This is a genomic window from Myxococcus sp. CA039A (assembly GCF_013336645.1).
GTDB classification, from domain to species: domain Bacteria; phylum Myxococcota; class Myxococcia; order Myxococcales; family Myxococcaceae; genus Myxococcus; species Myxococcus llanfairpwllgwyngyllgogerychwyrndrobwllllantysiliogogogochensis.
The window spans coordinates 54,455-68,153 of the sequence record NZ_JABUMQ010000001.1 but is presented as its reverse complement, the minus strand read 5'-3'; the positions used below and the strand labels follow the sequence as shown (position 1 = coordinate 68,153).

The following is a 13,699-nucleotide window of genomic DNA, read 5'->3' as shown; positions in this document are numbered from 1 at the left end:
AGCTTCAGCGTGCGAGCTGGAGGCGGACCACTGCCTTGTCCTCGACGGAGCCCGACAGGGTGAGCCGCAGCTCCCAGGCGCCGGGCATGAAGAGGTCCAGCTCCGATACCTCGAAGTCGCTCGTGCCCTGAAGCGTGATTCGCGCGGGGCTGTCGAGCCCGTGCCCCATGGTGGGCATCCACGGTTGGAGGGCCAGCACCATGCTTGGGATGGACTTGCCCGTGGCGACTTCGGTGACTCGGATGCGCAGGCGTTGAGGGCCTCGGCGAAGGGGGACTGCGTCGGCGAGTACTTCGATTCGCAGGCGCCCCGAGGTGCTCGTCACGGACGTCACGGGTGTCGCCAGGACGACGGGCTTCTCCGTGGCTGGGGATATCGACGTCGGGGTCGGTGTGGCGCTCAACAGCAGGCACAGCAACATCGCGCTCTTCATTCACCCTCCAGGGCGGGACCTGATGCGCGGGAGCTTGTAGCGACGTGTGCTTCGCCATGGCGCGCGGCAAGTTGCCACAGCGTGTTCGCGGTCCGTTTGCGCGAGGGTGTGGACATGAGTCCTTCCTCTTCGCGTCCGTCGCGAGGTGCCACCCGGCTGCGTTCGTGGGCCTGGTGGTGCCTGGGCGTCTCGAGTCTCGCCGTGTTGCTCTCGCTCTGTGTCGCCATGCTGTCGGTGGCGAGGCTGGTGCTGTCGGAGGAGTCCTGGCTCCCCGCCGACACAGAGTGGGTTCCCAACCCCGTGCCCCTCCATGGACAGCTTCCCCGGTTCGAGCTTCGGGACATGGACGGAGCGCTGTTTGGAACACGCCAGCTTCGGGGACGGGCTTATGTCCTTCAATTCCTCCCAGAGGAGCGCGCGTCCAGCCACCAGCACCTCGTGACGCGGCTGTCCCGGGTGGAGCGCGGACTGGAGGCCGAGCGCATTCCCTTCCGGTTCGTCGTGGTGGCACGCCCTTCTTTCGCTCGGGTCGAAGGACTGGCGCGCGTCGAAGGCGCAGCGGGCGGGAGCGACCGGACGTCCTGGCATGTGCTGGCGGCGGACACTTCGTGGGAGGCGGAGGTGCTGGCGATGCTGAGCGCGGGCGCGCTCGTGAAGGGTGACTCGTCGCAGAGGTGGTCCACGTTGCTGGTGGACCAGGCAGGTGGGCTTCGGGGCGTCTACGACCTGACCGAATCCCCGCGTGTGGTGGAGGCGCTGGTGGCGGACGCGCGACAGGTCTCCGAGAGCGGCCCGGTGCCGGCCCTCGCGGGGCTGCCCATGGACCACCCTCATGTGCTTGGCGTGGGCTGCGTGGGCGAGCGGGGGAGGAACTGACATGGCCGCGCCTGTCTTGGAACACCGCCGTCGTCGCTGGGTGGGGTTGCTCGTCGTGGGAGTGCTGGCGCTCGTCGCGGCGCTCGCGCTCCCGTTGCTGCGCGAGTCACGCGCTCGACTGCGGGCGCGGGGGCTGCCCGGGTTCGGGGCCCTGCCGACCTTTCGCCTGACGGACCAGACGGGACGCCCGTTCTCCGACGCGGACCTGCGCGGTGCGGTCGTCGTCGCGGACTTCATCTTCACGCGCTGCCCCACGGTGTGTCCGCTGCTCACGGCGAAGATGGCCCGCCTCCAGCGTCAGGCGCGCGAGGCGGGGCTGTCGTCGGTGCGCTTCGTCTCGTTCAGCGTGGACCCGCGCTACGACACACCGGAGCGGCTCGCCGCGTACGCGAACACACGTCATCTGGACACGAGCAACTGGTCCCTGCTGACGGGGCCGCTGGAGGACGTGGAGGCCACGGTGCTGGAGGGCTTCCGCGTGATGATGGGGCGGGACGCGGACGCGGGTGACGACGACTTCCTCAGCATCTTCCACGGCGAGCACTTCGTCCTCGTGGACGCGGACGGGCGCATTCGTGGGTACTACCGCGTGGTGGATGACTCCGACGGACTGGAGTCGCTTCAGCGCGACCTGGAGGCGCTGGTTCACGCGGCGGATTGATGAAGACCCGCCGCGGGGAGATGGGTCACCTGTCCGGGCTCGGCCCCGCGTTTCGGAGCGAGCCCGGCGAGGGTGTCCGTGCTCAGCGGCCCGGGGGCTTGAGGTCCGCGGGCAGTCCCGGGCCCGTGGGAGGCCGCTCCAGGCCCGTGGGTTGCGTCAGGCCCTGCGTGGGCAGCACTCCTGAATCCGGCGTGATGGCCGAGGGCGTCTTCGAGCCGCTGTCCGAGCACGCGCAGAGCGCGCACGCGGCAGCCAATGCAAGCAGATGGCGAGTCATGGTGTGTCCTCCCGCCTCAGTACTTGACCCAGATTTCCGTGCCCGGATGAATCTCCGTCAGTTCGTCCGTGTCCGTGTCGGACTCGATGAGGCCCTTCGTCACGGGGTTGGGACTGAACGCGCGATTGCCTGCCCAGACAATCTGCGCGTCGCTGAACACCGCGAAGTCGTGAACGTGCTCCTCCACGGTGTACTTGTTCCAGCCCGGCGTGCGCTTGGGGTAGACGAACAGCGCGGGCGCGGGCTCCGCCTGCGGCGTGGTGCCGGCGTCACCCCCGTGGTCATGCCCCCCCGACGTGCCCACCCACTCCACAATCGTCTCGGCGCCCTGGGCATCCCGGCACGTCTGCGTGGTGGGGAAGTACACGGTGGTGAAGGGTGCATCCGGCAGGCGGGCACGCAGCACCAGCCGGTGCGCATGTGTATCGGCGGGCAACACCTCCGTGGTGGAGCCCCGCGTCCACGTGACGGACGTCACGTTGTTGTTCGCGTCCTTCTCCACCACGGCCTTGCCGAAGGTGGAGTCCAGCGGCCGCACGGAGGTGACGCCCGCGGGGATGGCGACCTTGATGCGGTAGGTGTCCGCGCCGCTGCACCCGTGCCCCACGGTGAACTGCGCCTCGTAGGACGTGCCAGCGATTGCGGGGCCGGGGCCGGAGACGGCGATGTGGGCGTGGGCGGCGGTGCCGACCAGCAGGCTCGAGAATGCGAGCAACGTCTTGAGAGTGGGCTTCAAGCGGGGCCTCCAGGAGGGAATGACTGCGCCAGCACCTCGGCGTAGCAGACCGCTTGGAGCGCACCGATGCGGCCATTTGCCGCAGCACGGCAGGGCAGGCCCGTCCATTGCGCCAGACAATCATCCGGAAGCCGGAGGGTGGGCCGCGACAATTCGCCGCACCCCAGCGTTCACCACACGGCGTGTTCCCTCAGCAGGGCCCCCAGGGGCCGCGCGCCGCTGCGGTGGGCGTCGAAGAGCTTCGCGGCGAGCTGCCGCGTCGGGTGTGCCCAGCCCATGCGCTCGTGTCCCTCATGCAGCACCGGTGCGCAGTGGATGAGCGCCGCGCGCAGCTCCTCCTCGGAGGCGAACACGGGATGCTCCAGCGGCAGCGGGCTCTGCGTGGCGAGGAAGACCTGCCGTCCGCCCAGCTCGCGCAGGCCCGCCTCCACCCAGCGCGGGTGCAAGCCATTGGCGGGCTCGTCCAGGATGGCGAAGTCCTCGTTGACGTCCAGGTAGTACAAGAGCGACAGCAGCCGCTTCTGGCCGAAGCCCAGCTCCGCCTGCGGCAGCTCGCGCCCGTCGCGTCGGACGAAGTGGAACGCGAAGCCGCCGAACCCCACGCGCCCTCCGTTGTCGAACGAGCGCTTCTCCAGCACCTCCACGCGCAGCCGTCCCGACTCCAGGCCCGCCAGGCTCACGAAGCGCGAGAGGAAGGAGCGCTCCAGCGCGTCGTGGCGAAGCTCCAGGGCGTCGAGGAGCGGCTCCTGCTCCACGCGCTCCTTCAGCCACCCGGGCATCCAGCCGGGCAGGGCCATCAAGCCCAGCGGAAACACCTCTCCGTCGCGCGCCTCCATGGCGTAGCGGATGGTGCCCAGGCGCTCGAACATCCCGAGCGCTTCATCGAAGCGCTGCGGCGCCAGCAGGAAGGTCCGCCTCAAGAGCTCCTTGAGACGCTCCTTCATGCCCGCGTCGATGTACTGCGCCGTCATGAACAGCAGCGTCCACACCGAGCGGTCCAGGAGCGACCAGTGCATGGTGCGCGTCCACGCGGCCACGCCGTCCACCTTGCAGTCGATGCCCTCCGCGTCCGCGCGCATCACCAGCCGCGCCGAGGGCGAGGACAAGTGCAACTCCACCTCGATGAGTGGCTGGAGCCCGGAGTCGGTGGTGGGCGTGCGCAGGGGCAACAGCCCCGCGCCCTGCCGCGCGGTGGGCTCCGTGCGCTCGGGCACGCGCGTGTCGTTGCGCGCGTAGACGTGCAGCTTCATGCCGGGGAAGGCGAGCTCGTACTCCAACGCGAAGCGCTCATGGATGAGGCTGGCGAAGTCGGAGGCGAGGACGATGGAGACCAGCTCCAGCAGCGTCGTCCGCCCGGTCCCATTCTCGCCGAGCACCAGGTTGAGTGCCGGGCCGGGCGTCAGCTCGGTGCCGGGAGCCACGCTCCGGAAGTGGTGGACGGTGAGCCGGGTCAGCTTCATGCGGAATCCTCGCCCGGCAGCTTCGTCTTCCCGGGGTACGACGGGAATACCTCGGTCACTGGAGTGTCTGGTGGCTCGCCCGAATCGTTTGGTGAGCGGGGGGCTCGTCTATACACTCCGCCCGCCTTCGCACCCCTCAGGTTCTGTTCAGAAAGGATGATGTGAGGACGATGAAGAACGTTGCCCTCGGATGTCTGCTCTCCGCGCTCGTGGTGTTGGTCGCCGCGCCCGCCTCCGCCCAACTCGAGCTGCCCGCTCCCAGCCCCTCCGCCAAGGTGGCGCAGGACGTGGGTGTCACCTCGGTTTCCATCGACTATTCCAGCCCGGGTGTGAAGGGCCGGAAGGTCTGGGGTGACCTCGTTCCCTGGGACAAGCCCTGGCGCTCGGGCGCCAACTCGGCCACGAAAATCACCTTCAGCCACGACGTGACGTTCGGCGGCAAGGCCGTCCCCGCCGGCACCTACTCCATCGTCACCCTGCCCTCGCAGAAGGGCTGGAAGGTGATGCTGAACAAGGAGCTGGGGCTGTTCTCCTCGGCGGCGCAGTACTCGCCCGCCAACGACGTGGCCACCGTCGCCGCGACGACCGCGGCCATTCCCAGCCGTGAGCGGCTGACGTACGTCTTCAGCAACACCACCGAGGACAGCACCTCGCTGGACCTCGAGTGGGAGAAGCTGCGCGTCTCCGTCCCCATCAAGGTGGACACGGCCACGCTGGCCAAGGCCAACATCGAGAAGGCGGGGCAGACGAGCGCGAGCGAGCAGGCCCAGGCGGCGCGCTACGTGGCGGACTCCACCAAGGACTACGTCGCGGCGCTGAAGCTCGCGGACGCGTCCGTGGCCCTCGACTCCAACTGGTACAACCAGTGGATTCGCGCGGACATCCTCGCGCGCAGCGGCAAGTTCGCCGAGGCCCGCAAGGCCGCCCAGATTTCGTGGGACCTGGGCGAGAAGGACCCGAATTTCTTCTACAAGAACCAGGTCTCCAAGGCCCTGGCGGACTGGAAGAACAAGTAGTCGTCCCGGCGCGAGTGGGGCCCCTTCAGCGTCGGGGGGCTCCGCTCACGAGCCGGCGGTAGAGCGCCTCATACCGGTCGATGGCCGGCTTCATCCTGAAGCGCTCGACGACGTCGGCACGCGCTCGGACGGAGAACTCCTTCCAGCGCGCCGCGTCACGCAGCAGGCCGAGCACGTGGCCCGCCATGGCGCGCACATCGCCCAGCGGAGCCAGGAGCCCCGTGTCGCCGTGGCGGACGACTTCTGGAATTCCTCCAACGTCGCTCGCGACCACGGGGACGCCGCAGCTGAGCGCCTCCAGCGCGGCGAGGCCGAAGCTCTCCTGTTCGCTGGGGAGCAGGAAGACGTCGGACGCGGCGAGCACTTCCATGAAGCGGTCCTGCTTGCCCGGGAAGGCCACGCGATGGGCGAGGCCCAACTCGCGCAGCATCCGCTCCGCCGGGGCGCGCTCCGGTCCGTCACCCACCATCACCAACCGACAGGGCAACTGGCGGTGGACCTCCGCGAAGACGGCCACCACGTCGGTGATGCGCTTGACGGGACGGAAGTTGGAGACGTGGATGAGGACGGGCTCGTGCTCGCCCAGGTCCGGGAAGAGGGCTCGCAGGTGCGCGCGCTCCCGCGAGGGGGCATAGCGCTCCGTGTCCACGAAGTTGGCGATGACCTCGATGGGGAAGCTCTCCGGCAGCCCGAAGCCGCTCCACGTCGCGTCGCGGAGGAAGGCGGACGGCGTCGTCACCGCGTCGCTGCGCAGGATGGAGAAGCGCGTCATCGGCAGGTAGCTGGGATGCACGCCCACCAGCGTGGTGTCCGTCCCGTGCAGGGTGGTGACGATGCGCGGCGCCCGCTCTCCCAGCACCTCGCGCGCCATCCACGCCGCCGTGGCATGCGGCACCGCGTAGTGGACGTGCAGCACGTCCAGCCGCTCCGTGTTGGCCACCTCAATCATCTTGGAGGCCAGCGCGATGGGGTACGTGCCGGAGCGCTGGAGCGCGGGGTAGTCGCTCTCCGTCACCTCGTGGAACGTCACGCCCCGGGGCAGGCTGTCCAGCCGCGCGGGCGGCTCCCGGGCGATGAAGTGGACGCGGTGACCTCGCTCGGCCATGCCCAGGCCGATGCCGGTGGCGACCATGCCGCTGCCGCCGAAGGTCGAAAAGCAGGTGATGGCGATGGAGAGGGGAGGACTCATCGGCGGTGAGGGAAGAACAGGGGCTTCTCGAAGCTATTCCGGCGGAAGTGTTCCACCGGGTCGATGAGCCCCAACGTCTCCCGGACGACATACGGCTCGCCGTGGGCGACACCCACCTGGGCGCCATAGAACCTGTCCCGCGCCTCCAGTGAGGAGAGCGACAGCGGCGAGCCCACCAGCGTGGCGGGCGCGTCAGGGCGGGGTTCCACCTGACTCGCGTAGCAGCGCACGGCCGCCGTCTTGCTCGCGTAGACGGCGGACACGTCCACGACGAAGCTCGGCTCCGCCAGGTGGCGCAGGGGGTAGTAGAGCACCTGCCGAGGGGTGAACGGGGCGCCGGGCGGCTCGGTCTCGAACTTGCGCACGCCGGCGAAGAACAGCGCGCGAGTCACCAGCGCGCTGGCGGCCTCATGGTCCGGGTGGCGCTCCTCCTCCCACGGGACGATGACCAGCTCCGGCCGCAAGCGACGCAGCGCTTCCACCACGCGGGCCACGGCGGACTCGCGGATGCGCTCGGACTCAGGGGCCTCGAAGCCAGCCCACGGGCTGAGCCAGCCATCGGGAAGGCCCAGGTTCTCCCGCACGGACAGGCCCAGCACGCGCGAGGCGGCCTCCGTCTCCGCGGCCCGGCTCTCCAGCGTCCCGCGCGAGCTCTTCTCGCCGCGAGACAAATCGATGATGCCGGTGCGGTGGCCCAGGCTCGAAAGCTTCGCCATCAGCCCGCCGCAGAACAGCTCCACGTCGTCGGGATGTGGACCGAAGGCGAGGGCCTCCAGCCCATACGTCGCGCCGCTCGTGCTCATGGCGTCAGGTCCCGCAGGTCACCGGAGAAGGGGACACACGCGTCGAGCACCTGGCGGGTGAAGGCCCGGGAGCCGAAGCGACAGGCGTAGTAGGCCATGCCGTGGATGCGCTCCTGAGGTGCCCCGTCCGGGACGAGCATGGCGCGCAGCCGGTCCACGCGCTCGGTGGTGACCTCGTCGCGCAGCGCGAGCGCCCGGCCATAGCGGGCCGCGAGGCGGGACACGGCGGCACGCACGGTGCCCCGCGTGCGCTTGAGCGCGTCGAGCAGCTGAGGGTCCAGCTTGAGCATCGACTCGCCCAGACGGTCCAGCTCCGAGGCGAAGGCACCGAAGAGCCGCGCCTCCAGCGTGCCCGCGGGCTCGTAGGGCTCCGCCGCGTCGCGTGTGGCGAGCCTCGTCAGCAGCGCGTCGCGGGGCTCGCCCACCTCGTCCGGCGTGAGGCCCAACTTGTGGAGAAGTCTGCGGGCTCGGTCGTCCAGCACGCGGAAGCGGGCGCGCGGCACCACGAGTGGCATGGGCAGTCCCGCGTGCTCGTAGAGAGGTGAGAGCTGCGCGAAGTAGGAGACCTCACCGGGGCCACCGACATAGGCCGCCGTGGGCAGCCACGTGTCCTGGAGGAGCGGCCGCAAGAGCGCGGAGGTGGTGAAGCGCAGCGGCTCGCGCTCCAGCCAGTGCAGCAACTCCCCCGTCGTCACGGTGGCGCCACGGGGATGGCCCACCAGGCTCCAGGTGTCAGCGCCCGCGGGGTCCAGCCGGTAGCGCGCGCCCTCGATGCCGTCAGGTGAATAGAAGCCGAGCGGCGAGCCGGGCCGGATGTGGACCTGCTCGGAGAAGCCCGCCTGCGTCAGCGCTTCCACGCGACGCGAGAGCGCGGTGGAGATGGCGGAGGCGTCCTGAATCGCGAGCCGGTGGATGGGCGCGGCGAAGGGCGCGAGGCGCGCGTCCCTCGGGTCGATGAAGACCAGGCCCTCATCGGCGAAGAGTGCGGCGAGCACCTGGGTGAACGCCTCCGCGAGTGTCGCGTCGGGCTGGTAGGCGCGCGCGAGCAGCTCCAGGTGCTCGGAGGCCTGGGGCTCTGCTCCCAGCTCTCCGCGCAGCGCCTCGAGGGCCTGGGTGACACCCGCGCCGAGCTTGCGGTGGGCGACGGGCGCACGCGAGGCGGCGGCCTCGGGCACGTCCAACGCCACGCGCTTCGCGGAGCCCCGGGGGCTCGCGATGAAGCAGTGGTCCACTTCCGGCAGGTCGTGGTCCTCGGTTTGAAGCCAGAAGACGGGAACACAGGGCCGCCCGGTTTCTTCCCGAAGCGCGCGCGCGGCCGTGATTGCGGCGGCGGCCTTGTAGAGCGTGAAGAGCGGGCCGAGGAACAACCCCATCTGCTGGCCCGTCACCACGGCGATGGTGCCAGGGCGGGCAAGCTCCTCCAGATGACGCTCTCTCGCGGGGCTCGGCGAGAGGCGTGCGTTCTGGGCGACCACGACGTCGAGCAGGGCCGACGACATGGGGCGCAAGGCGGATGCGGCCGCGGCCTCCGCGCGCGCGGCGCGATGGCGGAAGCGGTCGGGCAGGAAGGCGAGCGCGCGTGGGTCTCCCTTGAGCCACGCGGTGGGAAAGGAAGGCGTCACGGTGCGCGGTGATAACAGGTCATTCCCTTGCCGGCACGGAGAAGGACCGTGACGCGCACGCGATGTGAGGCCGTGGCTGGACGCGTCATGGTGATGAAGGTCAGGCGCGCGTGGGTGGAGACCTTGTTGTAGGGTCCGCCGCGGATGCGAACCCTGCTCTTCTTTGGCATGACGCTGGCCATGAGTCTTGGAATTGGGACTTCGGCCTTCGCCCAGGCACCTCGGCAACCCCACGCGGGGGAAATCGCTGCGGGACTCCGACGGCTCGGTGTGACGGGCAGCGTGCTCTACGTCGCGGCCCACCCTGACGACGAGAACACGCGCTTTCTCGCCTGGCTGGTCGGTGAACGCGGACTGCGCGCGGGCTACCTGTCGCTCACGCGTGGCGACGGCGGACAGAACCTCATCGGCACCGAGCAGGACGAGCTGCTCGGACTCATCCGCACGTACGAGCTGCTGGCCGCGCGCCGCGTGGACGGCGCCGAGCAGTACTTCACCCGCGCGAGGGACTTCGGCTACACGAAGTCCGCCGACGAGGCGCTGCGCATCTGGGGACACGACGCGGTGCTGGCCGACGTGGTGCTCGCCATCCGTCGCTTCCAGCCGGACCTCATCGTCACGCGCTTCAACACGAAGCCGCCCAACCACGGACACCACACCGCGTCCGCGCTGCTCGCCGCCGAGGCCTTCACCGCCGCCGCCGACCCCAAGCGCTTCCCCGAGCAACTGGACCTGGTGAAGCCGTGGAAGGCGGACCGGCTGCTGAACAACGTCTCGACGTGGAGCCTCAAGCCAGACGCGGACATGTCCGGCTACCTCAAGGTGGACGTGGGCGGGTACGACGCGCTGCTCGGTCGCTCCTGGGGAGAAATCTCCGCGGAGAGCCGCAGCCAGCACAAGAGCCAGGGCTTCGGTGTCCCAGCTGAGCGCGGTCCGCTGCTGGAGTACTTCACGCCGCTCGACGGCACGCGTCCGAAGGCGGACGTGTTCGAGGGCCTGGACCTGTCCTGGCGCCGATGGAAGGGCACGGAGGCCGTGGCCCGCGCGGTGGATGACGCGGTGAAGGGCTTCGATGCGCGTGCTCCTTCCCGCACCGTGCCCGCGCTCTTGCGCGTGCATGAGGCATTGTCCGCGCTGCCTGATGACCATCCGTGGAAGGCGCTCAAGCTGCGCGAGACGGAGGCTCTCATCGCCGCGTGCGCGGGGTTGTTCCTGGAGGCACGCGCTCCGGAGGCCGCCGGTGTGCCGGGCGCTCCGGTGACGCTGAGCCTGTTCGCGCTGAACCGCTCGCCCGCCGCGCTTCGACTCGTGAGCGTAACGCTGCCGGGCGGAGAGAGCGTGCCCGTGAATGCGGCGCTCGCGGAGCACACGCCCTTCAAGCTGGAGAAGAAGGTGACGCTGCCGGAGGACGCGGCCGTCACCACGCCGTACTGGCTGCGCAAGCCCATCTCTGGAGGACTCTTCACGCTCGAGGACTCGGACCGCGCGCTGACGGGGTTGCCCGAGGGCGGCCCCTCGCTGGCGGTGACGTTTGTGTACGAGGTCGGCGGCCGGCGCATCACCGTGACGCGGCCGGTGGTGCATGTGTGGACGGACCCGGTGCGCGGCGAGCTGTACCGCGCGTTCGAGGTGGTGCCCGCCGTCACCGCGACGCTGGAGCGCGACCGGGTGATGTTCCCCAACGGCGCGGCGCAGGCCATCTCCGTGGTGCTGGGCGCGGGGCGCGCGGAGGCCTCGGGCAAGGTGCGCCTGGAGCTGCCCCAGGGCTGGCGCTCGGAGCCGGTGGAGCATGCGTTCCAGCTCACCTCGCGCGGTGACGAGCGCACGGTCCAGTTCCGGGTGACGCCGCCCAAGGGCGCCACCGAGAAGGCGCGCCTGCGCGTCGTCGTGGACAGCGGAGGCCGCGCGGAGTCATGGCGCGTGCGCAACGTGGCCCACGAGCACCTGCCGCCCCTGGCGGTCCGCCAGCCCTCCGAGGCGACGCTGATTCCCTTCGCGCTCGCGACGAAGGTGAAGCGCCTGGGCTACATCCCCGGGCCTGGTGACCGCGTGGCGGAGAGTCTGGCGGCGGTGGGGTACGAGGTGACGGTGCTCCCCGAGGAGCGGCTGGCTTCCGAGAAGCTGGAGCGCTTCGACGCCATCCTCGTCGGTGTGCGCGCGTTCAACGCGAACCCCCGCCTCGCCGTGCACCGTGAGCGGCTGCTCGACTACGTGAAGCAGGGCGGACGACTGGTGGTGCAGTACAACACCAACAGCCGCGTGGGCCCGCTGGCCGCCTTCGTCGGGCCGTACCCGCTGGAGATTGGCCGCGAGCGCGTGACGGACGAGACGGCGGTGATGATGCCCGTGTCCAAGGACGAGCCGCTGTTGCGCGCACCCAACCGGCTCACGGCCGCGGACTTCGACGGCTGGGTCCAGGAGCGCGGCCTCTACTTCGCGTCGAAGTGGGATGACCACTACCGCCCCGTGTTCGAACTGAACGACGCGGGCGAAGCGCCCCTGCGCGGCTCGCTGCTCATCACCCGTCATGGCAAGGGCGTGTTCGTCTACACGGGCCTGGCCTTCTTCCGTCAGCTTCCCGCCGGAGTCCCCGGCGCCTACCGCCTCCTGGCGAACGTCCTCGCGCAATGAGCTCCCCCGTGAATCCGTCTCCCTCCCAGACACCGCCCGAAAAGAGGCCGGAGCTGGATGACGCGCCGCCGCTCCTGGGCTCGTGGCGCAACGTCTATCTGCTGGTGTTCGGCGCCTTCGTCCTGTTCCTCGCGCTGTCGTCGCTGCTCACCTGGGTGTACTCGTGACCTTGCTTGATTGGGTGGTGCTCGTCGGAACGACGGCGTTCATCGTCATCTGGGGGATGTGGAAGTCCCGGGGCGCGAAGAACACCGAGGACTACCTGCGCGGCGCGCGCGAGCTGAAGTGGCCCACGATTGGTCTCGCGGTGATGGCCACGCAGGCCAGCGCCATCACCTTCCTCTCCGTTCCGGGCCAAGCGTACGAAGACGGCATGCGCTTCGTGCAGTTCTACTTCGGACTGCCGTTCGCGATGATTCTCATCAGCGCGGTCTTCGTTCCCATCTACTACCGGCTGAACGTCATCACCGCGTACCAGTATCTGGAATCTCGCTTCGACTTGAAGACGCGCCTGTTGGGTGCCTTCCTGTTCCTGGTGCAGCGGGGCCTCGCCGCGGGCATCACCATCTATGCCCCGGCCATCATCCTCTCCACCATCCTCGGCTGGCCGCTGGAGCCCACCGTCGTCGCGATGGGCGCGCTGGTCATCCTCTACACGGTGACGGGCGGCTCCAGCGCCGTCAGCCAGACGCAGAAGCAGCAGATGGTGGTGATGATGGGCGGCATGGTGGTGGCCGCGCTGGTCATCCTCTGGCGGCTGCCCAAGCACGTGTCGTTCGGCGACGCCGTGGACGTCGCGGGCGCGTTCGGCCGGATGAACGTGGTGAGCTTCGACTTCAACGTCCAGGACCGCTACAACTTCTGGTCCGGCATCACCGGTGGCTTCTTCCTGGCGCTGTCGTACTTCGGCACGGACCAGTCGCAGGTGGGCCGCTACCTGACGGGGCGCTCCATCTCCGAGAGCCGGCTGGGACTGCTGTTCAACGGCGTCCTCAAGCTGCCGATGCAGTTCCTCATCCTCTTCGTCGGCATCCTCGTCTTCGTCTTCTACCAGTTCAGCACGCCGCCCCTGCTCTTCAACGACACGCTGGGCGAGCGCATGCGCGCGACGACGCAGGCGGGGGAGTACGCGGCGCTGGAGGCGAAGTGGGAGCAGGTGCAGTCCAGCAAGCGCGCGGAGGTGGAGCGCTACCTCGCGGCGGGTGACGCGGGTGATGCCGCCACGCAGGCGGGAGTCCGGGAGGCCCTGCGCGCTTCCTCGGGCGAGGCCAGCGCGGTTCGCAAGGAGGCCAAGGCCCTGGTGTCGCGCGCGCTGCCCGGCGCGGAGACCAAGGACTCCGACTACATCTTCATCAGCTTCGTGAAGCGCTGGCTGCCCAGCGGGCTGTTCGGGCTGCTCATCGCCGTCATCCTGTCAGCGGCCATGAGCTCCATCGCCAGTGAGCTGAACGCGCTGGGGGCCACCACGACGGTGGACTTCTACCGGCGCGTGTTCCGCCCGGAGGCGTCGGACCGGCACGTCCTCATCGCCTCCAAGCTGTTCACCGTGTTCTGGGGCCTGGTGGCCGTGGGCTTCGCGAGCTTCGCGTCGCTGCTCGACAACCTCATCCAGGCGGTGAACATCCTGGGCTCCATCTTCTACGGCACGGTGCTGGGCATCTTCCTGGTCGCCTTCTTCCTCAAGCACGTGCGAGGACACGCGGTCTTCACCGCGGCCGTCATCTCCCAGGCCACGGTGATTGGCCTCTTCATGCTCAGCGACATCGGCTACCTCTGGTTCAACGTCATCGGCTGCGCGCTCGTCGTCGCGCTGAGCCTGGCGCTCCAGGTCGTCATGCCTCGCGAGCCGCAGGTCGCGCCGGCCGCCGAGGTGTAGGTCGCGGGCTTGGGCCCCCATGAGGGGCCCGCCCTGGAGCGATGACCTCTCCGGCGTCGTCGACGAGGCCCGGAGTGGGGTCCAACTGGTGGAGGCGCCTCGCGCGGGATGTCCGAGCG

The 13,699-nt window shown here is 69.5% G+C and carries 13 protein-coding genes; 6 read left to right on the top strand and 7 right to left on the bottom strand.

Features of this window, described 5'->3' with window-relative positions:
* Positions 1-4: 4 nt before the first annotated feature.
* Positions 5-433, bottom strand: coding sequence for a hypothetical protein (locus HR086_RS00230; RefSeq protein ID WP_174464500.1), 429 nt, complete (start codon positions 431-433; stop codon positions 5-7).
* A gap of 114 nt (positions 434-547) precedes the next feature.
* Here HR086_RS00230 and HR086_RS00225 point away from each other — a divergent pair, with 114 nt between their 5' ends.
* The gene (locus HR086_RS00225; RefSeq protein ID WP_174464499.1) at positions 548-1,309 is read left to right on the top strand and encodes a hypothetical protein; all 762 of its coding nucleotides are present in this window, start codon (positions 548-550) and stop codon (positions 1,307-1,309) included.
* 1 nt (position 1,310) lies between these two features.
* Entirely contained in the window at positions 1,311-1,970 is a 660-nt protein-coding gene (locus tag HR086_RS00220; protein WP_141641420.1) for an SCO family protein, read from the top strand.
* Positions 1,971-2,052: 82 nt separating this feature from the next.
* Here HR086_RS00220 and HR086_RS00215 read toward each other — a convergent pair whose 3' ends face one another.
* The 3 genes from HR086_RS00215 to HR086_RS00205 form a co-directional block, all read right to left on the bottom strand.
* Positions 2,053-2,247 (bottom strand): hypothetical protein, encoded by a 195-nt coding sequence (locus tag HR086_RS00215; RefSeq protein ID WP_141641419.1) that lies wholly within the window; start codon positions 2,245-2,247, stop codon positions 2,053-2,055.
* 16 nt (positions 2,248-2,263) lie between these two features.
* Entirely contained in the window at positions 2,264-2,983 is a 720-nt protein-coding gene (locus HR086_RS00210) for a DUF1775 domain-containing protein (protein WP_174464498.1), read from the bottom strand.
* A 170-nt stretch (positions 2,984-3,153) separates the two neighbouring features.
* On the bottom strand, positions 3,154-4,443 hold the full coding sequence (locus tag HR086_RS00205; RefSeq protein WP_174464497.1) for an AAA family ATPase: 1,290 nt from the start codon (positions 4,441-4,443) through the stop codon (positions 3,154-3,156).
* A 170-nt stretch (positions 4,444-4,613) separates the two neighbouring features.
* Here HR086_RS00205 and HR086_RS00200 point away from each other — a divergent pair, with 170 nt between their 5' ends.
* Positions 4,614-5,459 (top strand): DUF2911 domain-containing protein, encoded by an 846-nt coding sequence (locus HR086_RS00200; RefSeq protein ID WP_174457719.1) that lies wholly within the window; start codon positions 4,614-4,616, stop codon positions 5,457-5,459.
* A 25-nt stretch (positions 5,460-5,484) separates the two neighbouring features.
* Here the strand turns inward: HR086_RS00200 and bshA are convergent, their stop codons facing one another.
* Genes bshA through bshC form a run of 3 tightly spaced genes read right to left on the bottom strand, consistent with a single transcriptional unit; the run spans position 5,485 to position 9,073 of the window.
* Complete coding sequence (gene bshA / locus HR086_RS00195) at positions 5,485-6,648, bottom strand: N-acetyl-alpha-D-glucosaminyl L-malate synthase BshA (RefSeq protein ID WP_174464496.1); 1,164 nt, start codon at positions 6,646-6,648, stop codon at positions 5,485-5,487.
* Positions 6,645-7,451 (bottom strand): bacillithiol biosynthesis deacetylase BshB1, encoded by an 807-nt coding sequence (gene bshB1 / locus HR086_RS00190; protein ID WP_174457717.1) that lies wholly within the window; start codon positions 7,449-7,451, stop codon positions 6,645-6,647. Before bshB1 ends, bshA begins: the two co-directional genes overlap by 4 nt.
* On the bottom strand, positions 7,448-9,073 hold the full coding sequence (gene bshC, locus HR086_RS00185; RefSeq protein ID WP_174464495.1) for a bacillithiol biosynthesis cysteine-adding enzyme BshC: 1,626 nt from the start codon (positions 9,071-9,073) through the stop codon (positions 7,448-7,450). Before bshC ends, bshB1 begins: the two co-directional genes overlap by 4 nt.
* A gap of 144 nt (positions 9,074-9,217) precedes the next feature.
* On the opposite strand from bshC, the gene HR086_RS00180 reads away from it, so the two are divergent.
* The 3 genes from HR086_RS00180 to HR086_RS00170 are packed head-to-tail and all read left to right on the top strand — an operon-like array spanning position 9,218 to position 13,580.
* A complete protein-coding gene (locus HR086_RS00180; protein WP_174464494.1) occupies positions 9,218-11,704 on the top strand; it encodes a PIG-L family deacetylase in 2,487 nt (828 codons plus the stop codon).
* Positions 11,705-11,712: 8 nt separating this feature from the next.
* Positions 11,713-11,871 carry a hypothetical protein gene (locus tag HR086_RS00175; RefSeq protein WP_174457688.1) on the top strand — a complete coding sequence of 53 codons (159 nt, stop codon included), beginning with the start codon at positions 11,713-11,715 and terminating at the stop codon, positions 11,869-11,871.
* Positions 11,868-13,580, top strand: a complete 1,713-nt coding sequence (locus tag HR086_RS00170) for a sodium:solute symporter (RefSeq protein WP_174464015.1) — start codon at positions 11,868-11,870, stop codon at positions 13,578-13,580. The genes HR086_RS00175 and HR086_RS00170 overlap by 4 nt, the downstream gene beginning before the upstream one ends.
* The last annotated feature ends 119 nt before the right edge of the window (positions 13,581-13,699 follow it).